This is a genomic window from Pseudoduganella ginsengisoli (assembly GCF_009720865.1).
GTDB lineage: Bacteria > Pseudomonadota > Gammaproteobacteria > Burkholderiales > Burkholderiaceae_D > Rugamonas > Rugamonas ginsengisoli.
Genome location: NZ_WNLA01000032.1, coordinates 30515 through 52159, shown reverse-complemented (window position 1 = coordinate 52159; position 21645 = coordinate 30515). Strand labels below are relative to the sequence as shown.

General features: G+C 49.2%; 22 protein-coding genes. 20 read left to right on the top strand and 2 right to left on the bottom strand.

Annotated elements, in window-relative coordinates; genetic code table 11:
* The 3 genes from GM668_RS30665 to GM668_RS27915 form a co-directional block, all read left to right on the top strand.
* Positions 1-193 (top strand): hypothetical protein (locus tag GM668_RS30665; protein ID WP_170305888.1); only part of this gene is annotated, 193 nt, incomplete at its 5' end.
* Positions 194-1017: 824 nt separating this feature from the next.
* Positions 1018-1164 (top strand): hypothetical protein, encoded by a 147-nt coding sequence (locus GM668_RS27920; protein ID WP_155442253.1) that lies wholly within the window; start codon positions 1018-1020, stop codon positions 1162-1164.
* A gap of 43 nt (positions 1165-1207) precedes the next feature.
* Entirely contained in the window at positions 1208-1396 is a 189-nt protein-coding gene (locus GM668_RS27915) for a hypothetical protein (protein ID WP_155442252.1), read from the top strand.
* An 86-nt stretch (positions 1397-1482) separates the two neighbouring features.
* Here GM668_RS27915 and GM668_RS27910 read toward each other — a convergent pair whose 3' ends face one another.
* Both GM668_RS27910 and GM668_RS27905 read right to left on the bottom strand, forming a co-directional pair.
* On the bottom strand, positions 1483-2028 hold the full coding sequence (locus GM668_RS27910; protein ID WP_155442251.1) for a hypothetical protein: 546 nt from the start codon (positions 2026-2028) through the stop codon (positions 1483-1485).
* A gap of 1 nt (position 2029) precedes the next feature.
* On the bottom strand, positions 2030-3067 hold the full coding sequence (locus GM668_RS27905) for a replication initiator protein A (RefSeq protein WP_155442250.1): 1038 nt from the start codon (positions 3065-3067) through the stop codon (positions 2030-2032).
* Positions 3068-3287: 220 nt separating this feature from the next.
* On the opposite strand from GM668_RS27905, the gene GM668_RS27900 reads away from it, so the two are divergent.
* The 17 genes from GM668_RS27900 to GM668_RS27820 all read left to right on the top strand — a co-directional run bounded on the left by GM668_RS27900 (position 3288) and on the right by GM668_RS27820 (position 21629).
* Positions 3288-3671, top strand: a complete 384-nt coding sequence (locus GM668_RS27900) for a transcriptional regulator (protein WP_170305887.1) — start codon at positions 3288-3290, stop codon at positions 3669-3671.
* A gap of 217 nt (positions 3672-3888) precedes the next feature.
* Complete coding sequence (gene trbB / locus GM668_RS27895; RefSeq protein ID WP_155442248.1) at positions 3889-4857, top strand: P-type conjugative transfer ATPase TrbB; 969 nt, start codon at positions 3889-3891, stop codon at positions 4855-4857.
* A 12-nt stretch (positions 4858-4869) separates the two neighbouring features.
* The gene (locus GM668_RS27890; protein WP_211923466.1) at positions 4870-5265 is read left to right on the top strand and encodes a TrbC/VirB2 family protein; all 396 of its coding nucleotides are present in this window, start codon (positions 4870-4872) and stop codon (positions 5263-5265) included.
* A 2-nt stretch (positions 5266-5267) separates the two neighbouring features.
* On the top strand, positions 5268-5564 hold the full coding sequence (locus tag GM668_RS27885; protein WP_155442247.1) for a conjugal transfer protein TrbD: 297 nt from the start codon (positions 5268-5270) through the stop codon (positions 5562-5564).
* Positions 5561-8119 carry a VirB4 family type IV secretion/conjugal transfer ATPase gene (locus GM668_RS27880; RefSeq protein WP_155442246.1) on the top strand — a complete coding sequence of 853 codons (2559 nt, stop codon included), beginning with the start codon at positions 5561-5563 and terminating at the stop codon, positions 8117-8119. The genes GM668_RS27885 and GM668_RS27880 overlap by 4 nt, the downstream gene beginning before the upstream one ends.
* Positions 8106-8831, top strand: a complete 726-nt coding sequence (locus GM668_RS27875) for a VirB8/TrbF family protein (protein ID WP_229500009.1) — start codon at positions 8106-8108, stop codon at positions 8829-8831. The genes GM668_RS27880 and GM668_RS27875 overlap by 14 nt, the downstream gene beginning before the upstream one ends.
* Before the next feature lies 1 nt (position 8832).
* The gene (gene trbG / locus GM668_RS27870) at positions 8833-9726 is read left to right on the top strand and encodes a P-type conjugative transfer protein TrbG (protein WP_155442245.1); all 894 of its coding nucleotides are present in this window, start codon (positions 8833-8835) and stop codon (positions 9724-9726) included.
* The gene (locus tag GM668_RS27865; RefSeq protein ID WP_155442244.1) at positions 9723-10157 is read left to right on the top strand and encodes a conjugal transfer lipoprotein TrbH; all 435 of its coding nucleotides are present in this window, start codon (positions 9723-9725) and stop codon (positions 10155-10157) included. The genes trbG and GM668_RS27865 overlap by 4 nt, the downstream gene beginning before the upstream one ends.
* A 2-nt stretch (positions 10158-10159) precedes the next feature.
* Positions 10160-11677, top strand: a complete 1518-nt coding sequence (locus GM668_RS31645) for a TrbI/VirB10 family protein (protein WP_155442243.1) — start codon at positions 10160-10162, stop codon at positions 11675-11677.
* A complete protein-coding gene (gene trbJ / locus GM668_RS27855) occupies positions 11677-12456 on the top strand; it encodes a P-type conjugative transfer protein TrbJ (protein ID WP_155442242.1) in 780 nt (259 codons plus the stop codon). The genes GM668_RS31645 and trbJ overlap by 1 nt, the downstream gene beginning before the upstream one ends.
* Positions 12457-12460: 4 nt before the next feature.
* Positions 12461-14734: a P-type conjugative transfer protein TrbL gene (gene trbL, locus GM668_RS27850; RefSeq protein WP_155442241.1), complete on the top strand. Its 2274-nt coding sequence runs from the start codon at positions 12461-12463 to the stop codon at positions 14732-14734.
* Between the two features lie 9 nt (positions 14735-14743).
* The gene (locus GM668_RS27845) at positions 14744-15535 is read left to right on the top strand and encodes a TrbG/VirB9 family P-type conjugative transfer protein (RefSeq protein WP_155442240.1); all 792 of its coding nucleotides are present in this window, start codon (positions 14744-14746) and stop codon (positions 15533-15535) included.
* A 16-nt stretch (positions 15536-15551) separates the two neighbouring features.
* Positions 15552-17072, top strand: a complete 1521-nt coding sequence (locus GM668_RS27840) for a secretin GspD/PilQ domain-containing protein (protein ID WP_155442239.1) — start codon at positions 15552-15554, stop codon at positions 17070-17072.
* Positions 17072-18292 (top strand): type 4b pilus protein PilO2, encoded by a 1221-nt coding sequence (gene pilO2 / locus GM668_RS27835; RefSeq protein ID WP_155442238.1) that lies wholly within the window; start codon positions 17072-17074, stop codon positions 18290-18292. Before GM668_RS27840 ends, pilO2 begins: the two co-directional genes overlap by 1 nt.
* Positions 18282-18893, top strand: coding sequence for a hypothetical protein (locus tag GM668_RS27830; protein ID WP_155442237.1), 612 nt, complete (start codon positions 18282-18284; stop codon positions 18891-18893). Before pilO2 ends, GM668_RS27830 begins: the two co-directional genes overlap by 11 nt.
* A gap of 8 nt (positions 18894-18901) precedes the next feature.
* Positions 18902-20551, top strand: a complete 1650-nt coding sequence (locus GM668_RS27825) for an ATPase, T2SS/T4P/T4SS family (protein ID WP_155442236.1) — start codon at positions 18902-18904, stop codon at positions 20549-20551.
* 4 nt (positions 20552-20555) lie between these two features.
* Entirely contained in the window at positions 20556-21629 is a 1074-nt protein-coding gene (locus GM668_RS27820) for a hypothetical protein (RefSeq protein ID WP_155442235.1), read from the top strand.
* Positions 21630-21645: the final 16 nt, after the last annotated feature.

Genomic DNA, 21645 nt, shown 5'->3' with positions numbered 1-21645 from the left:
GCCACGTTGCCACTCGATGTGCTTGCCGGTGGCGCCGGCCACGTTCACCAGCTCGTGCGCCGGCCACGTCGACCACGGCCAGGCCGTACAGTTGGCCGACCAGGTGCCGGCCGGCGCCACATTGCCGCTCGATGCGCTTGCCGGTGGCGCCGGCCACGTTCACCAGCTCGTGCGCCGGCCACGTCGACCGTAACCAGGCCAGATAGGAGGGGAGGGGGAAACGTAATCGACTGAATTCCTGGTAAGTGTGGGTAAAACCTTGATATCTCATCGATGATTTGCCGCGAAGTCACCGGCGCCCACCGTATCATGTAGCCGGCGTTAAGCTGGCCGAGTCTGTAGACATAAGGCCCCTCTCTTGGAGTAAAACAAGGATTTTCGTTGCATGAAGAAGTTGTATTTTTAATTGTTAGCGGTGGCGTAGTATGGGATTGCAAAGGGGTATCCCCTTTGCAGTCAATCGCCGCGAGCGGCGATCTAAGCGCTTTAGCGCTCACGATAGTGGGTGAGGCCGTAAGGCCGAGGGGCAAAGCCCCTGGGGTGCCGGGCGGGAGCGCCTTTAGGCGCGGGCGGAGCGAAGCGGAGGAGCCGGCGGGGCGAAGCCCCTAGAGGCGGCGGGTCGTTTTTGCTCGTTATATTGATAAGTATGTTAACACTTTCGCAAACTTGGCGAGTCGGTGTCGTAACTTGCTGATAATAAACAATTTAATTGTTTTTTCCGTGGTTAATACCTTGAATGCGATATGGGCAAACCCTTGATTTCTTGTGGGTAATCCCTTGTCAGATTGTGGCTGAAACCTTGAATTGGTATGGGTAAACCCGCGATAACACTCCAGAAATGGGCTTGAATGGGGCTGCAAACCTCCGAGAATTATCCGAAAAACCACGAAACACACGTTTAGACGTTTGCATGTAACGTCTAAACGTGTATAATCTGTCGTGTAGTACAAAAAGCGATGCCCAAAAGGCGGGAACCTGTTTGGGCATCTTCCATACTTCAACATACGAGGTCGAAATATGAATACTGGAAATTCTATCATCAACATGAGCAAACGTGATTGGTTCGCATTGCCACCGGAAATGCGCGCTCAAAGCAATGGCGCATTTGTGCTGACGATGAGGCATGGTGTTGAAACCTGGGTGCGTGTCAATATCTTGGAATAAACGTGACGCGAGCTGATACATATCTGTAACTAGGAGGAAAGACTTGGCACGAGCAAACGATTTTGACGCATGGGCCGCTGACGTAGCGCGGCACTTGAGTACACTTGGCATGGACATGCTGGAAGCGCGCCAAGTCCCTTACGACAATGAAGAATGGTTTCGTCGCGAGTACGAGGGCGGCGAAGACGCAGGGATGACGGCAAACGAATGGTTCAATAGCAACTGCCTGTAATGCTGTGGCGTCGGCCTAGCCGACCGGCAGCAAGAAACTTCAATTATTCCCTTCATTCTATGGGTTGCCGCGTCTGCGGCAACCCATTATTTCAACTCAACCTCCACACCGGAAGTAAGAATTTCCCAAAGGGAATGCTCCAAGTTCGCCGGCATCCCCGTCGAAACAGTAGCCTTATCACCAACAATATTCACACGTACTACAGGCGCTCCCGCATCTGTATAAGAACCACCGCTCAGTTTGGGGATACTGGTAGCACTATCCTTACTCAAGACTTCCTCAAATTTCCTGACTTGGAGCAGTGTCTCCGGGACCGCAGGAAGTCTTTTCAGGTAGTCAACACAGCCTTGCAGCGCAATTTCCAGTTCATTTATACGTTGTTGGTCCGAAAGTACTTGCTTGGCTGAGTTGTTCGCGTCGACGCCAGTAGGGCGGTAGACTGCCTCTATCTTGCGGTGCGTGCTCTGGAAGCGTTTATGAGAGTTCGTTACGGACTGAGGATGTAAGATATCAAACCGCCGCGCTGCTTCTGCTGGGCCTATTCCTTCCAGAAGCACAGCTTTAGCAGCCAGGCGGACGTTACCATGCGAGCGCAGCAAAGTTGCCAAAAGTTCAAATTCGTTCTCTTTCATATTACTTCTTCTGTTGCGGGAATTGCTTAGCGAAGGCTAGTGCGAATTTCTTAGTGTCTTTCTGATACATTTTGACCCAAACGCATTTAGGGTTGGAGTCGTCCCGCTGGAAGCGGTAATCAGGTACTTCGTCCCGTTCGATAATTTCTTTCAATATCCGTCGAAACTCTCGCATTCCGCCTTTACTAGCCGTTTTCTCGTAAAGAGTTTCCTCTTTCATCATGAATTCTGCTTGCTCGCCTACGTGTTTCCTGGCCAGTTCGTAAAGCCTTTTTACTGTTGGGCGCAAATCAAAGTATCGGTCACTGATCGTTAAAACATGGCGCAATTCCATTGTTCGATAGAGCCACTTCGATATGGTCACTTCAATTGCAACCATTCGTTTCTTACCGCTTGGAAGAGTTTTGATGATGTAATTCGCGGATTCGATTAAACCGAAATTGTTTCGCTCATCCATGTTCTTGTCGATGGGAATATTCGTTTTGAACCGTGTTCCCTGGAGTCGATCTAAGGTGTCCTCAAACAGTTCATAAGACTTGTTATCAGTTCCCCGTTTTGTTGTTTTGAGGAAGTCATAGGTTACAAAGCGGACGCGGCGCCCTGGCATCTTCTCCCCCCTCGCCTTCGCTGAGTTCATGGCGGCGACAAGTTGAGAGGTAAGATAAATGAGCAAGTCCTTGTCATTCATCGTTGCTCGCCCCTTTGCCGAGGGCATAACTTCAAGCCAACGCTTTTTGTCGCTGCTTTCCCAACGCCAAGTATCCATATCCGGCCGTGTAGACAACGAGAACAGCGGCGCATCCATCGTTGTCATGTCATCTTTAAAGCTATAGTCGAGCAAATCTGCCACGAATAAGTCAAGCTGAGCATTCTCTTGACTCTCCGTTTCCATGACTGCTTCTTTTGGTTCACCCCGGCTCGCTACGTTTTGTTGCAATTTAGCAACCGCTTTCATCAGGGGGCTCAGCGGAGTGGGGTCGTCTTCATCAAGGAATTGGGCCATGTGATGAGGCTTGATTGGGGCTTGTTCGCTGCTCATTCTTCGATATTTCCTGTGATAAACATGCAATTGTATTGACAAGTTTTTTTGCAAAAGTTGTCAAAAAAAGATATTGCTGCCAGGCCGAACGACGTAAGATTGGGGATTCCATCGCCAATCTGAAGTCAACCAACCATGCCAAACAGCAGTTTAGCTAAACCAACTTGGCTAGTCAATGACTTTTTTTAGCCGCTAAAACTAGAAGCTGCGAAGTCCAACAGTGCAAACTCATAACTATAGCCATTTTTACAATCAGATATTTTTTACAAATATCTTGCGTTTACTTGACGAACGCAAGATGACTAAACAAGAACTTTCCGATAGGGCGGGAGTTTCCATTTCGTTTCTATCCGACCTTACAAACGGCAAGGCAAATCCGTCCCTTAAAATCATGGAAGCAATAGCCGACGCGTTGGAAACCTCCCTACCTGTTCTTCTGGAATTGACTGATCTGGATTGTGAAACAATCGCCATCTTGAACGGCGGAAAACCGTATCACGGACTCCCCAAAGGATACCAGCGTGTATCCGCCATTTTGCCTGCTCATCAAGCCTTCATCGTCTCCAAATGGGACGCAGCAGCACGGAAAAAACTCCGGTCTTAACTTCCACATTTTAGCGGCTAAAACTGTGGCATCACTGCCACAGCGTTTTCGCACACTCTTTCCCCTTCCAATTTGGTTTTAGCGGCTAACGCTGTGATATCACAATCACAGTGTTTCCGCACGTTCCTTTTCCTTGCTTTTCGGAATGTTTCGGTATATCGTAAGCACCTTGCAAAGCTTATATCTGTATTTACCAACATATACACGAAACTATCAAATGATCGACAACGAGAAAGACAGCGGGAGCAATCTCCAACATCAACGGAATATCGAAAAGCTCCGCCGAGATCTAGGCCCAATCTTTCTCGATGCCTTCGATAATTCTTTCACCATTGAGATCATGCTGAATCCAGACGGTAAGCTCTGGCATGAACTCTTGGGCAAGCCTATGCAGCTTATCGGCCGTGTTGAGCCTACCCGTGCCGAAGCGGTTTTGAAGACCGTAGCCGCTTGCCTCAGTACAACTATCACCCGCGAGAATCCAACCATCGAGGGTGAATTCCCCTTGGACGGATCACGCTTCGCAGGACAGATCGCGCCGGTTGTGAAAGCACCGACCTATGCGATACGTAAAAAAGCGTCCTCCATTTTCACCTTGGATCAGTACGTTGAAAGTGGTGTGATGAGCCAAGAATATGCCGACATCATCCGTGATGCAGTGGCGAATCATCGCAACATTCTTGTTATCGGCGGTACAGGGTCAGGAAAGACAACCCTTACAAACGCAATCATTCACGAAATTTCAGTCATGTACCCACATGAACGAGTCGTGATTATTGAAGATACCGGCGAACTCCAGTGTTCGGCCGAAAACCACGTTTTGTATCACACGTCGCCGACCAGGTCGATGACAGACCTTTTGAAGACAACGCTTCGTATGCGTCCAGAACGGATCTTGATTGGCGAGGTCCGGGGGCATGAAGCGTTGGATTTGCTCGACGCATGGAATACCGGCCACGAAGGTGGCGTAGCAACGCTCCACGCAAACAATTCCACGGCAGCGCTCAAGCGGCTTCATTCACTTGTAACGCGCAATCCCTTTGCACCCAAAGACATTGAACCATTGATAGGGGAGGTAGTACACCTAGTTATTCAAATTAAAAAAACACCCGCCGGCCGTCGCGTAACTGAAATCCTCAAGGTCATGGGTTACGAGCACGGCCAATATAAAACCGAAATATTTTAATCAGGAACACTCATGAAAACTCAAAGCCACGTGCACCCCAAGAACAACACCTATACCGTTGCACTGTGCCTGATGGCAACGCTCATCCTCTTGGCGTGCATTTTTCCCGAACACGCGCACGCATCCGAAGGTGCCGGCGGTGGCCTGCCATATGAAGACTGGTTCGACAAGCTGCGCGCGTCGGTAACAGGCCCAGTCGCTTTCACTCTGTCGATTCTCGGCCTGGTGATCGCCGGCGGCACACTGATTTTTGGCGGTGAACTGAGCGGCTTCTTCAAATCGCTGGTCTACGTAACGCTCGTTATGTCGCTGCTCGTTGGTGCACAAAACTTCATGTCGACCTTCTACGGTCGTGGCGCCGAAATCCTGTCTTACGCAGGTCACTTCACCTCTTTGGCAATGGCTTAATCATGGCGTTACGCACGATCCCTCTTCGGAAAGTTAATCGCGATAACCTTTGGCTCGGGGGGGATCGTGAATTAGTAATGTTTTTCGGTCTTATGGCATTTTCCCTGGTCTTCTCGGCCCAGGAAATCCGTGCATCCATTGTCGGCGTTGCTCTTTGGGTAACGTCGCTTTTTCTGCTTCGCCTAGTGGCCAAATCCGACCCGCAAATGCGCATGGTCTATTTGCGTAGCCTCCGATATAAGCGCTATTACCCAGCTAACTCGACTCCGTTCCGCGAGAATACAAAAGTCTACAAATGATTCCTTCGCTGTCTTTCCTTATCGCCATTTGTGGCGGTCTAATGCTGCTTATCCTTATCGGTCAAATCATCGAAGTTAATAAGGAGTCCCAGCTCAAAAAGCATCGGTCCAAAAATGAGGGGCTGGCCGATCTGCTCAAATATGCAGCTATGGTTGACGACGGTATTATCGTCAACAAGAACGGTTCGTTTATGGCTTCTTGGCTCTACAAGGGCGAAGACAATGCAAGTAGCACCGATGCTCAACGTGACATGGTGTCATTCCGAATTAATCAAGCTCTTGCTGGGCTTGGCAACGGCTGGATGGTTCACGTTGATGCAGCCCGCCGGCCGGCTCCCGCTTACTCCGATCCTGAGCTATCGGAATTTCCTGATCCAATTTCAGCGGCAATTGATGAAGAGCGCCGCCGTTTCTTCCAGTCGCGCGGAATAATGTTTGAAGGCTTTTTTGTTGTGACGGTCACTTATTTTCCTCCGTTGCTCGCGCAGACTAAGTTTGCTGAATTAATGTTTGACGATGACACACCTGTTCTCAATAAGAAAGCGCGTACTCATGCTTTGATTGAAAACTTCAAACGTGACGTAGAGGGAATCGAAAACCGTCTTAGCGCAGCTTTCAACTTGGAACGGTTAAAAGCGCGCAAAGTCACTATGGAAGATGGCTCGGAAATTACACATGATGACTTTCTGCGCTGGCTCCAGTTTTGTATTACAGGAATTAACCAGCCTGTCATTCTTCCGTCCAATCCTATTTACCTTGATGCATTACTTGGTGGACAAGAAATGTATACCGGAACCGTTGCACGTATTGGACAGAAATTTGTTCAAGTTGTGGCAATTACTGGTCTTCCAACCGAAAAAGGTACATCGCCTGGGATGCTTACCATTTTGGGCGAATTACCAGTTGAATATCGGTGGTCTACTCGTTTCATCTTCTTGGATGAACATGAATCATTGCATTATCTTGGAAAGTTTCGCAAAAAGTGGAAACAAAAGGTTCGGGGATTTTTCGACCAGGTTTTCAATACAAATAGCGGCCAAGTCGACCAAGATGCACTTTCCGCAGTCAACGACTCCGATAACGCAATAGCAGAAGTAAAAAGCAAATTGGTTGCTCCTGGTTTTTATACCTCAGTTATTGTTCTCATGGACGAGGACCGCGAGAAACTGGCCGAAGCCTGCCAAACTGTCAAATCGGCAATCGAATCCCTGGGACTCGGTAGCCGTATCGAGACAATCAATACAGTTGACGCCTATTTCGGAAGTTTGCCAGGCGATGGCGAATGCAATGTTCGGCGTCCGCATATGCATACCATGAATCTCGCGGATCTTCTTCCAGTAAGTACCATCTGGACAGGAGATGAAGTTGCGCCTTGTCCGCTTTATCCTGCCGGATCTCCTGCAATTATGCATGTCGTTACTAACGGTAATTCGCCATTCCGCTTTAACTTGCATGTTGCCGATCTCGGCCACGCGGTTGTTTTCGGCCCGACACGCGCTGGCAAATCAACCTTTTTAGCCTTGTTAGCTGCGCAGCTCCGCCGTTATGCAGGAATGCGAATTTTTGCCTTTGATAAGGGTATGTCGATGTATGCAATTTGCAAAGGCGCTCGTGGCACGCATTACAGCATTGCCGGCGACAGCGACAAACTCGCATTCTGCCCCTTGCAATATCTTTCCACAAAATCTGACCGTGCTTGGGCCATGGAATGGATTGACACAATTTTGGCGCTGAATGGGATTACCACTACACCAGAACAACGTAATGAGATCGGTCGCACCATCTTTACGATGCACAGCACGGGGTCAAAGACAATTTCTGACTTCCAATCAACAGTGCAAGACGAGCAAATTCGCGAAGCTCTAATGCAATACACCATTGCCGGCTCGATGGGACACTTGCTTGACGCCAAGGAAGACGGGCTTTCGCTGACCGATTTCACCACGTTTGAAATTGCGGAACTCATGAGCTTGAGCGAGAAATATGCGCTTCCTGTTCTTCTTTATCTTTTCCGCCGTATCGAACGCTCTTTGGATGGTAGCCCAGCAGTACTTATTCTCGATGAAGCTTGGTTGATGCTCGATCACCCAGTATTCCGCGCCAAGATCAGGGAGTGGCTGAAGGCTTTTGCGAAATTGAATGTCTCGGTGATTATGGCTACGCAAAATCTTTCCGACGCCGCGAAGTCCGGCATTCTCGATGTCATCATGGAGTCTACCGCTACAAAAGTATTCTTGCCGAATCTCCACGCCAGGGAAGAGGATACGGCGGCTCTCTATCGCCGCATGGGGTTGAATCCTCGTCAAATCGAAGTGATTGCGACCGCCCGAAAAAAACGCGACTACTACGCAGTATCCGAAAAAGGGCATCGCCTGTTCCAACTTGCGTTAGGCCCACTGGCATTGTCATTTGTAGCGGCCGGCGATCAAGAATCATTAAATACCATTCGTACTTTAGAGGAACTTCATGGTGACGAATGGGTAACGGAATGGCTTAAACAAAAACGCATCAATCTGACAGACTACGGAAGGACGCCGCAACATGAAACTGTTTAATAGAGAAACGAAAAAGAAGATGGAGAAACTGGATACGGCTAATCCGTATCTCAACGCGCGTCGAAGCTGGAACTCAATTTTCGGTGGCATCGTATCGCTCAGTCAGTTCTCGCAGCTAATCGCTTTAGGATGCATCCTAATTGCAATCGCTGCCGTTGGCGGTCTATATAACATCGGCAGCCAGTCTAAGTTTATTCCACTGGTCGTGATGCAGGATGCAAATCACAAGGTCGTTTCCGTAACGCGTGCTGATCGAGTTGCCAGTGTAGAAACTGGAGACTTTGAAGCGCTTGCCGCGTCGTTTATTGAAAATGTCCGCTTAGTCACTCCAGACGTACAGCTACAGCGCAAGGCAATTTTGAAAGCTTATTGCGTCTTAAATGCACAGGACGCCGCCACACAAAAAGTTAATGAATATTTGAACGGAAAAGAGGAAAACCGTCCTTTCAAACGCGCTGCTACGGAAACGGTAAGTACAGAAGTTACCTCTGTCTTGAAAGAAACTGACCTGTCATATCAAGTCGAATGGGTTGAACATATCCGTGACAGACAGGGAGGAAAGAAAGGCGATTTGGAAATGCGAGCGTTAGTTACAATGTATCAGGGCTCCCCAAATATCAGAGACAATCAAACGCCAGAAGAAAATGCTCTATGCAACCCCCGCGCGCTCTATGTAAAAGATTTTAACTGGACTAAGAAAAACGGCCTGTAACATGAAAAAAATTCTTTCTAAAATTGTTGTTGCTCTGCTTCCATCTTTGGCTATCGCGGCGCCTCCGAAAAAATCTGACGCCGACCTAATCGATAAATACTTTACGGCAAAGAGTCCGACATTAACTAGTTCTGAAAAGGCTGGTTTAGCAATTACTCAGAAATGGCAGAACGCCGGTGAATATGCTGGTCCGCTTCCTGGGCCGGATGGCGCAGTTCGATATCTATTCGGCGCATCCCAGCCAACTATCGTTTGTGCTGTCATGAAAGTTTGCGATGTTGAATTGCAGCCTGGCGAAGAGGTAATAAGCCTCAATTTAGGGGACCCGCGTTTTACAATCGATCCCGGAATTACTGCATCGGCCGATGGCGAGATTCAGCACCTCATCATTCGACCGCAAGATGTTGGCCTGGAAACCACATTGGTTGTAGGTACGAATCGCCGCACCTATCGGATGAAGCTAATCTCGACACGAAGCGAGTATATGGCTGCTGTCGTCTTCACCTATCCAGAAGACGCAATGAAAAAATGGGCTGCGCTCCGCGCGAAAAACGAAAGCGCACGCCAGGAAAAAATCATTCCTGAAACTGGCGAATTCATGGGCGACCTTGACTTTCATTACTCTGTATCAGGTAACGCACCGTGGAAGCCTTTGCGTGTGTACAACGATGGCAGGCGGACGATTATTCAAATGCCTAGCGGCATGAAGAAAAATGAGGCACCGGCTCTTTTGGTCGTGAAGAGTGGAGTCTTTACTGATAGCGATCCTGGTTTTGTTAATTACCGCTTGCAGGGCGACCGTTATATTGTCGATTCGGTTTTTGAAAAGGCAATTCTTGTCGCCGGCATCGGGTCGGACCAGGACAAGATTACTATTACGAAAGATAAGCCATGAAGCATTTGGTTATCGCACTCCTGGCAGTTCTTGTTACTGGCTGCGCAAGCCCGAAATATGGCGTCTACACGGCCATTGATACGGCGAACGGCGCACGCTTGGCAATTGATGCCTCCAATGTGTTGCCTCGCGTTTATTCGCCATCTGAAACTCGTTTCAATGTGAGGCAAGAGGCATCGGACAATTTCGGAAATACGCTAATCCATTTACTCAGGCAAAAAGGATATGCGGTAGCGGAAAGTCCTCAGTTCTGGCGTACTTTCTCTTCCCCATCGGCGGTGTCTGGCTTTTCGTTTAACTATGTGATCGACCAAGTTAGCGATGATCAGACACGCCTTACCTTAATGGTAGAAGACCGCACGATTAGCCGTATGTATCGCATCGTTAATGGGGCAGTTACGCCGGTTGGATTTTGGGTGAAAAAGGATTAATTGTGACGACTAACGATAAAGACCTATTATCGGCTGATTATTCTCCGGGGACTCTCGATGAGAAAGTCGGTGTGCGTCGAGTTAACGCTAAACCGTTGATGATCCTTGGTATAGGGTTAGGCGTTTTCTTAATTATCATTGCGATGGTTGCCTATGACCGCTCGGCAAAGTCACAAAAAACGGCCGCGCCTCGTATTGAAAAAAAGGCGACAGCAACAACTGCGACATTCGCTAAAGCCGCAATGGGCGATATGGCAGAAAGTGGCATCATCGCGCCGGCCGATCCGCGCGAGAGCTTGACGCCGCCGCCGACTCTTCCGCCGGGTGATATGGCTTCGGCAGCGCCGGCTGCTGGTCAACTCAAACCGCCGGGTGCATCGAGCACAGCAGCGACTTCGGTGCCGCCAATCAAGCCATTGAACAACGATTTACAGTTGCGCGCACCAGGTCAACAGCCTGTCAATAGGGCGCTTGGCATGGGCGCCGGGGCCGGGGATCAGTATCGCGCGGAGCGTATGGAGCAGCCGGATAAGGACGGTGAGCGCCTTCGTGAACTGAAATTCAAGCAGTTTGAGGCTGCATTACAAGGTAGCTCAACCGTTGCCTGGAATCCGCATGGGAAAGTCCGCACAGGCGGTTCTTCGGCAACCAACTATCCTGCGACATTGGGAATGAATTCGCGTGACGCGGATCTTGCCCGCTTGGCATCTGTGCAAGCTGAAATCGCCAACGCGACAGCCGAAGAGGCTCAAAGTGACAAGACTTTTCAAAGGCGAATGGCCGAAGTCAGAGGGCAGGTGCAGGGCGGGGCTGGTGGTGAAAGCATTACGCCGGCCATGTCGCCGTCGCGTAATGACTTGGCTAAGTTCGATGGCAAGTCAGATCGGTGGAAGCTAAACACCGAGGACGAGGCGCCGGCGAAGTACCAGCTTACGACCGGCCACGTTATCCCCGCGATTCTCCTGACTGGCATCAATTCCGAACTTCCAGGAAAAGTCATTGCACAAGTTAGCCGCGATGTGTACGACACGGCTAAAGGCAAGGATATTTTGATTCCTCAAGGAACAAAAATATACCTCGTATATGAAAGCGAAATCGCCTATGGCCAAGCAAGCGTTTTCGTTGCCGCACAGCGGCTCATTTATCCCGATGGAAAAACCCGCGATCTCGGCAGTATGCCAACCACTGATATGGCCGGTGCAAGTGGTATGCGCGACCAGGTAGATAACCACTATGCGCGGATCTTTGGTTCGTCCTTCCTTATGTCCGGCATCACGGCCGGCGTCGCCATGAGCCAGCCTAATCAATCTGGCGTAAATCAACAACCAAATGCACGTAGCGCGCTAAGTGAAGCATTAGGCCAACAACTCGGACAAACGGCATCGCAAATGTTGTCCAAAAATCTGAACATTGCCCCAACCTTAAATATTCGTCCAGGATATCGCCTAAATATCATGGTTGTTAAGGACTTGGTATTCAAAACACCATATAAATCCTTTGATTACGCCAGGAAACAGTAATGAATAATCGTATCAATAATCTCTTTACGAAAGTCGTATTTATTTCCAGCATTGCAGCCGCACCTATTAGCGCATTGGCTCAATTCGGTGGCGGGATTGTTTATGATCCGGCAAACTTCGCAAAAAATACTATTACTGCTGCTGAACAATTGAGAGCAACGGCAAAACAACTGCAACAATATCAAAAACAACTCCAACAATTAGAAAATCAAATCCGCAACACAACTGCTCCACCACAATTTTTATGGGACGAAGCAAAGTACACAATTAAAAGGATATTAAAAAGTATTGACACACTTAATTACTACAAGCAGCAGGCGGGAAGTGTCGATGCTTACATGAAGGCCAATTACGGGACAATTAACGACTACACAACACAAAAATGTTTTAGTTCATCAGGGTGTAGTGCCGGAGAGTGGAAGGTTATTCAGGATAGAGCGTCGGAGTCATCCAATGTTCAAGCTCGCTCCACAGAAGCTATGTTACGTGGTTTGGATGAGCAACAAGCAACACTCCAGATTGACGCGGATAAGCTGGCTCAGATCCAAAGTGGCGCAGAAGGCGCCGAGGGACAACTTGCAGCGATGGGGTATGCGAACCAACTCGCAAGCGCACAAGTAAACCAACTTTTGCAACTACGAACTTTGATGATCGCACAGCAGGCCGAGATCGGAATTCGACAACGCGCACTGCAAGACCAGGAAGCGCAACAACGTGCCTTGAGCCAGCAATTCAATAGCGGCGAATCAACAGTAAAAAGCCCAAAAAAGGTTTGGTGAATTTATGAAAAGAGTTCTCCCTACGTTGGGCGTAACGCTTATTGCATTTGTTAGCTTTTTGCCCACTGCATCGGCACAGTTACAAGCTGACGGCATTCTAGATACAGTTATTGCAAAGTACCAGCAAGCTGCGTCCCAATGGGCCGCGACACTGACGGGCTACGCTTCGTTTCTTTTTTGGGGGCTTGCAGGGTTAAGTATTGTCGTTACGTTTGGATTTATGGCGTTGAGGCGTGCCGATCCAATGGAATTCTTTGCTGAGCTGTTCAAGTTTTCTTTTACGACTGGATTCTTTTGGTGGCTTTTATCGAATGGCCCGGCCTTTGCAATGAGCATTATTAACTCGTTGCGTAAAGCTGGCGGAACTGCTGCCCACGTCGAGGGGCTAGGTCCATCTGGCATTATAGATATTGGCTTTAATATTTTCTTTAAGGTTCTAGATAAGACTTCGGTTTGGTCGCCAATTGATAGCCTAGTCGGAATTATCTTAGGATTAGGTTTACTTTTTTCTCTTGCTCTTATTGCGGCAAATATGCTGATCCTTATAGTTTCAGGATGGATGCTGGCCTACGGAGGAATTTTTTTCCTTGGCTTCGGCGGTGCGCGCTGGACATCAGAAATGGCTATTTCTTATTACAAAACAGCTTTAGGAATCGGTGCCGCTGTCATGGGAATGACTCTAATAGTTGGAGTCGGGGAAACCATAATTACAGATTTCTATAACTCCATGAGTGCCGGATTAAAGGCCAAAGAAATGACTGTAATGCTTATTGTCGGCGTCATTATGTACAAGCTGGCCAATACGGTCCCTAACATGCTGGCCGGGATGGTTGGCGGCAATGCTGCTGCCAGCGCGGCAAATGTGGGCGGAGGTACGTTATTGGGTGCAGCGGCATTGGCCGGTGGTGCAGTAGCAACCGGGGGCGCTTTGGCAATGGCAGCAGCAACGAACGTTGCCGGCGGCGCTTCGGCTCTCAAGGCGGCTTTCTCGGCTGCTCAAGAGAACATGGCTAACGGTACGGGCATGTTTGCTGGTGGCGGATCTGGAGCCGGCAACGTTTCGAGCCTAGCGAAAGCAATGGGCAGCGGCCAAGGCAACAGCTCAGGCAGCGGTGCAAACAGCGGCGCGGCCAGCTCGGGCAACTCGGGCGGCAGTGCAAATAGCGGCGCGGCCAGCTCGGGCAACTCGGGCCGCAGTGCAAATAGCGGCGCGGCCAAGTCGGGCAACTCGGGCGGCAGTGCAAATAGCGGCGCGGCCAGCTCGGGCAACTCGGGCGGCAGTGCAAATAGCGGCGCGGCCAGCTCGGGCAACTCGGGCGGCGGTGCAAATAGCGGCGCGGCCAAGTCGGGCAACTCGGGCGGCGGTGCAGATAGCGGCGTGGCCAGCTCGGGCAACTCGGGCGGCGGTGCAGATAGCGGCGTGTCCAGCTCGGGCAACTCGGGCGGCGGTGCAGATAGCGGCCTGGCCAGCTCGGGCAACTCGGGCGGCGGTGCAGATAGCGGCCTGGCCAGCTCGGGCAACTCGCGCGGCGGTGCAGATAGCGGCGTGTCCAGCTCGGGCAACTCGCGCGGCAGTGTAGATAGCGGCGTGACCAGCTCGGGCAGCTCGGGTGACGGCTCAGATAGTGGCGTGGCCAGCTCGGGCAACTCGCGCGGCGGTGCAGATAGCGGCGTGTCCAGCTCGGGCAACTCGGGCGGCAGTGTAGATAGCGGCGTGACCAGCTCGGGCAGCTCGGGTGACGGCTCAGATAGTGGCGTGGCTAACTCGGGAGAATCGGGCGCCGGTTCGGTTTCCGATGCAACTGCTGGCATAGCTCAGGGCGGCGAGTCTTCCGGCCCGACATCGGGAGAGGGGATAGCACAAGGCAAAGCCGAACCGGGACCATGGCAGTTCCCTACCTCTGCATCAGTCAAAGCTGCGAAGGAAAAATCAGCACAAGAAGGCGCACAGCCTAGTGCGAAACCAGAAACTGTCGAGAAGCCGAGTTTACTCCGAACGGGAAGCTTGTTTGCAGCCGACATGGGCGCAAATTTAGCAAAGGGGATTGCAAAAGTAGCAACCGATAAAGCGAAACAAAATGCTGCATCAATGAAGGCGGCAATATCCAATACTGCTGGCGGAAAAGTTGCCACTGCAATCAAGGAAAAAACTTTAGCGGCTAAAACAGAAAATGCGCCAGAGGATAGTTTGAGCAAAGGGGACACCAGCCCTACGGGACCGCTATCGGCCGAAGCGCAAGATGAAATCAAAGCATTTGTTAATAAATTTCATAAATAAGGAAATAACATGAAAGCAATTATCGCCTCCTTCCTCCTGGCAATTCCGACCGTTTCCTGGGCGGCTGAACCTGCTGATATCGAGAGCGTCACGATTCCCTACGCAACAAAAATGGTGGTCAGTTGCGGTTCCCTTCAGGTTTGCGACCTGGAGTTTCAACCTGGGGAAACGATTCGTGATTTCCAGCTCACAGACAAGCAAAACTGGTCAATTAACCCAGCTACTACCGGGGAAAATGAGAAAAAAGTACAGCACTTGATTGTTATGCCAGTGACGGCTGATTTGAAATCGCCTTTAACCATAATCACGGATCGCCGCCAGTATGAGGTGATGCTTGAATCCAACAATAATATCCTGGCGTCACGAAAAATTGCTTTCAGTTATCAAACCATTTCAGATAAAATAACGGATATATCGAAGAATACAAGTTTTGTACAAGAAACTCCTGCGGAATTGGCACTCCCTAGTGATTCAGTCGCGCAAACTCAAACCAAGAACGAAATGCCGGGCGCACCGACACCACAAACATGGGCTTTGAAGCCGGAACATCATTCGTTGCGCGACGTAATCGAGGATTGGGCCACCTCGGCGGGAGAAACCGGGAGTGGGTATGAAGTGATTTGGGAAACGCGGGATTTCCCGCTGTCAATCAAGCAGAAAAAAACGATCTCGACCGGCGATTTTTTCGATGCGTTGCGTTTGCTGGGTGAGGCATACCGCAACAGTGACGCACCGTTTCAAATTCAGCCGACCGCTTTTCAACAAATCGTCGTACAGCCGATGAATAAAGCACAACGATAAGCCAAAGACGCATCTCATGAAGAACTACATTTTGCCCCTCTGCTCAACGATCTTAATTATCTCCGGCTGTGCCAGCACCCAAGTTAAAGAGGCAATTAAGACCGATTACACGGCCTCCGCACAGCAAATTGCAGACGCTACAAACAAGCTCCAAAGCCTGGCCCCAATCATTCTCCCAGTCTCAAATGTCCCATATTTGGGACGCACCTCTGTAGCGGCTATGAGCGATAAGAGCTTGCCAGCCGCACTGCGCAGCACTCAACGCCGCCGCTGGACTACAAATTATGCGTTCGACGTAAAAACCTTCGGCCGTATGATTTCTGAGGAAACGGGTCTTCCTGTCGACGTGAACATGCCGCCCATGGCACAGAACGAACGGGCACGCACTATCGACCTTTCACCGTATCCGGCCATGACCACTAAAGAGTTGCTGGAACTCGCCTTGCCTCAACTCGGGGTCGACTATGAATGGGATGGCACGGTACTACGGCTGGCCAGCACTTTCACGCGCGTGTTTGAGTTCGACAAGTCTTCCAGCAATGCCAAAGGAAAAATGGTTCTTGGTAAGTCGTCACAATCACAAGTTGGTACGAGCGGCGCCAATAGCGGAACCAGTGGCAATTTCAAATCGGAATTGGAAAGCGCTATCACCAACGATGTTGACCAGTGGGCCGACACTGAGGCATCGCTGAAAGCAATTGCTGGTGATAAGAACGTGATTCCTAACAAATCACTCAGCGTCTTTACTGTGACGTGTTCTAAAACCTGTCTCAAGGAAGTAAGCCAATTCATGACTCAGGCTAATACTATTGTCACTCGCCAGGTTCATTTTTCTGTGATGGAAGTTGCAATAGCCAGTACTAAAACAGGGAAAAGCGCCGTAAATTGGAACGCGTTTTATCAAAAGATCGGCGCCACAAAAGCTTTTTCATTATCGACACCGGCAAGCCTAGTCCAATCTGCGGCCGGCGGGTTGGGAATCAAAGTTATTGACCCTACAAGTCCAATGGTAGGCTCCGATGCATTGTTTCAAGCATTGTCCGAATCAAGTACAGTCGTAGATTCCAAACCATACGATTTGATGGCTCTCAATAATGAAGCAACAACGCTCGGAAATACCGATCAGCAAAGCTATGTGAGCGCAACAAGCGTGGTTCCTACGGGTGTCGCAGGCAACCCGGTCTTTTCCCAAACGCCAGGCTATGTCACATTCGGTCAATTCATACAAGTAATCCCGACGGTTTTGTCTGGCGGTCGCGTCATAATTCGTTTTGGGCTCGATGATACGAAGTTAAAGCAGATAACGACAGGGCAAAAGCAAGGCGAAATAGACCGAGTACTACTCGGTGCATTGAACTTCAATAATCAAGCTATCGTGCGCTCAGGTGCCACTTTGGTTCTTTCTGGATTCAAACGGAAAAGCCATAAATTGCAAGAACGAGGTTTGATCGAAGGCCAGAAACTCGGATCAGAAGCCGGTGATACGGAAATTACCGAGACTGTAATTATGATTACTCCAACGGTAACAGGTTCGTGATGGCGCAATATGACCGATTGGTTTTCGGTATGTCGTGGCGAACGGCAATCAGCGATGACCGGAAAGAACTCCAGGATTACGCCAAAGAGCTGTCCGCAAACTCGTATGTTGAAGTTGCCTTTGACGTGAAGCATAAATATGGCTTCGTCAATCTAAAGAAAATCGACAAAGCGCAATCTGCGGCCGTAATCCTGGGTCAGATCCTTGAGAGTGGCAACGGGGTGTTCGTTCACCAAATTAACCGTGAAGAACATTGCTTTATCGCCGTGCGTGAAACGCTACCGGTCGAAGACTGCGATATTGTCGGTTCACGCGAAGTGGTCATTGCGGCGGCAAAAAAATATGCCGAAGACTCTAGAAAAAAGGACGGAATCGCACCAAAAATTTACGGCGACGCCGAAGAGATAGGCGGCTCAATTGCGCTTCCTATCTCCAAGTTAATTGATGATGGCGAAGACCTCGGAGTAATCAAGCGAGTCCGCTCTATCAATGGCAAAGTTGCAGTTGGGATTGTTGGCATACTTTTGACAGCCGGTGCATGGTTCTTGCCTGATCTAATCGCGCCGGATAAACCGCAAATAGCAATTGACCCAAAATCTGAACATCACAAGGCTGTCATAGCAGCAATTAATAGTGTGGTCGATTTGAAGCAATTTCCATTTAATGTAATGCCTAGCTATATCAACTTCGTTAATACCTTTCCTACCGAAGTTGTAGCTGATAACCGTGCCGGAAAATGGAAACTGGATAGCCTAACTTGCATTCAAACTGACTGCACCGCCACCTGGAAACGTGAAGGATCAATTACCAATGCGGACTTCCTAAAAGCTTTATCAATCGATTCTGCTGACCTTTCAATATCTTTTCCTGGCGTCGATGCGATTTCAAGGAAGATTTCTTTTAAGAAAAATGAATCAGCAGGAAAACTGCTATTAGGAACTCAACTTAAATTTGGTGAAACTGTATTGAGTTGGCTTCAAACTTTGAAAGATAAACCTCGCACTGATCCCATGACACCATTAGTTCAGGTATCTGGTGCGTTTAAACCTGATCCAATGGATATGCCCATGGTTGGAAACTATGCGTTTACAGTTCCCTATTCCGAATTAAGTAAAGTTGCAACTTTGCCGAACGTTATAACAATCGAACAAATTACGCTTACTTATAAAGATCCGCAAAACATCAAGTTTGAAATTCAAGGAAAGTATTATGCGCTGTAACCTGACTTATGCACTTTTCTCTGGCGCATTGATGTTCGCGCAGACCGCAAGTGGCCAACAGATTCCGCCTGCACAGCAACTTAAAGCACCCGCGACACCTCCGGGCAGCAGCCAGGCTGCGACTAGCCAGGCGAGTGCAAATGCTGCGCCGGCCGGCTCAGCAAACGTTCTGACCCTTTCGCAAGCCGCCAGTTCACCGGCGCCGGCGCCGGCCTCGGCCTCGGCCTCGGCGTCGGCCCCGCTGAATGTACCTCCAATTGTAGAAAACGCCGAACTGGCCACCGGCAAGAACTCTCGTAAGCTCGATGCAGCCGGCCCGCGTGGCGTGGACAATAAGGCTGCGGTTTCTGCGCCTGAAATCGTCTTGCTGCGAGTGTCCTACGTAGACAACGTACCGCGCGCACTCATGAAGATTCATGGCGTAGCGCGCTTCGTGGGTATCGGATCGCCAGTGCTAAAACAAGTCGTTGCAAGTATCTCCGACGATGGCGTTTGTCTTAATCCGCTGGAGCAAAAGGAAAGCCCGAAGAAGGATAAAAAGGGCGCCGCTAAAGCAGGGCCATCTTGCGCACAAATGATCTTGTTTCAATCTCAAGGTTAATAAAAGTTATGAAAACCGGCATTTTCCAACGCGCATTAAAATTCGTTGACCGTTATATTGTGTCATCGAAGAAAGACGGTTATCCAAAACTCTTGACGGGTGAGAATGACGCTGTAATCAAGATCTACGCTACACACCACGCACACGTAGCGGTAATGGCTGAATCATCAGAAAAAGCTACGATCTACGTTACCGAAGAATTCCAAGAGTCTGAGGAATATAAAGCCTTATGCCGGCGTATCAAATCTCTTGGTTTCACCGCAACTGTCGTAATCGAAAGCGGCGGGGTAATCCGCACTAAATATGGTCTAAGCTCAAGCATGCTTAATGAGAGTGTTACAGGCACTCATAAGTCAGCAAATACAACCTATTTTGAACAACTCTTGCAAGCTGCAATTCAAGCAAGGGCGCGGCAAATCCAGTTTCATGTCCGGAAGGATAATTGCGGAATCGTTTTTAACATTGATGGTGATATCTATCCCTATACCTCTATTTCCGCCGAGTTGGGTAATGACGTTTGTTCAAATGCCTACACCAACATGGCCGACCCAAAATCCTTTGAAGAGGGAAAAGGCTCCTTTAGTACCACTATTGACCAAAGTTGTACGATAGAAATTGCCATCGATGGAAATCTTTATAACCTTCGTTATCAAAGCATGCCCGAGGCTGACGGTGGATATGACGTTTCTATGCGTATCCAATTGCAGGGTTCAAAAGGTGCTGTCCCATCCCTGGAATCGCTTGGCTTTACGCCATCCGCAATTAAAGCTTTAAAACGTGTAGCTAACGCCCCAAGGGGGGCAGTATATGCGACTGGTCCGATGGGCCAAGGCAAGACGACGACTTTGTATGCATTGATGCACCGGCCGCGCCATCTGCGAAATCGTTACGTTATGACGTTTGAAGATCCACCAGAATATGACCAATTCGGTGTTACTCGCGTTCCTGTCGCCCACGTTGGTTACGCAAACGGCGTGAAACGTGCACTGCGCATGGGTGCCCACATTGTGATGATTGGCGAGATCCGCGATGCGGAAATGGGCATGATGGCCAAAGTCATGAGTGAAACTGGCCCGAAGGTCTTTACTACACTTCACGTTCTAGGCGCCGACAAATGTGTAAGCCGCCTATGTGGTGAAGAAATCGCAATTCCTCGCCAGTCTCTTTGCGACGTAGATATGGTCGCGGCCTTCTTTTACCAACGTCTTATTCCGAAGCTCTGTGATTGCGCTTTTAAAGTGAGTGATAGGCCGGACGTTTTGGACCCAGCGATTAAATCGGAACTTGATCGACTAGAAATTCCACTGGAAAGAGTACGGGTGAGAAATAAGGCCGGCTGCACCCATCCGGACGGATCAAAGAAATGTAATGAGGGAAAACTTAACGCAATCCCTTGCATTGAAATGATCGAACCAGACGAAGAATATATGCGTTTGGCTCGCGACGGTAAAGACGGCGATGCCAAAGATTATTGGCTCTCAACTTGCAAAACACACGTTACCGAAGAAGATATTACTGGTAAACCGATTATTGCCAATGCATTATATCAAGTTTACTTGGGCAATGTTGACGCCAGTGATGTTCAAGAAAACCTTGGCCTCATCAGCAAATATCGCCCTACAATTAAGCGTAATAAATTGACGGCTATAGCCGCCTAATAAAATGAACCAGGTATTTAAATTATTAGAATTGCATAATGCCAAGTCGGTGTTTCTTAAACGCCGAAGCAAAATCTATTCACAAATGGCATTTTCTCTCGGACATGACGCGCACCCGCCAACAGAAATTAAAGCTATGTATCAAATGGCACGGCGCCGCCGAAGCGCGGTCGCAGCCGTCTACCGCTCTTGGCATGAACAGATTACAGGCAAAGCCGCCGGCCGCGTTGCATTGGCTATGCAAGGAACGGTGCCAACAACGGAATATTCTCTTTTGGCTTCAGCCGAAGAGACTCATAAACTTTCCGAAGGATTTCATTTCCTATCTGATGCCGTGACAAAGATAGATGAGATGCGTAAAGCAATTACAGGGGCTTTCAAAAAGGTATGGCTTCCCGCTGCTATGTTAATCGGCCTATTTGTTGGCTGTGATTCATTTTTTTATCCGACATTGGAAGAAACTTTGCCGCGTAAAAGTTGGCCTTTCTTGACAAGATTCATTGCCGATATTGCGCATCAGATCGGCGGTATTGTCGGCATTTTGGCCGTGATAGTTCCTCTTATTATTGCCTGCTGGTATATCAGCCTTTCTCGTTGGACGGGAAAGGGTAGGGCGTTGGCCGAAAAGACTGTTCTTTACAGTAAATATCGTGACTTCCAATGCGCTTTATTCATGGTCAACTTGGCATTCCTTATGGTGGCTGAGCATCCTCCGCGTGAAGCACTATTGCGAATGTATGAGCACAGTAATGCCTATATTCGATTCCACATACATAAAATTCTTGACAAGCTGGATAAAAATGCAAGTAACGCTGGTGAGGCTCTTGTGTCAACCGGTTTATTCAATGAAGAAATAGGCGATCTGCTGAGCAATTACGCCAGGTGGGGAGACTGGCATAAGAAGATCCGTGAGATTGCCGATACTTCGCTTAATGTTGTTACGGAAGATATTAAAAAGTTTGGCCCAACTCTAGAGCATGGCTTGCAGCTCCTTATCGGCTTTGCAGTAATGATAGTTTTCGCAAGCGGCGCGATTGCAATCGTTCAGGTAATGAGTCTTTCAGGAATGACAAAGTAATAAGAGGAAAAATATG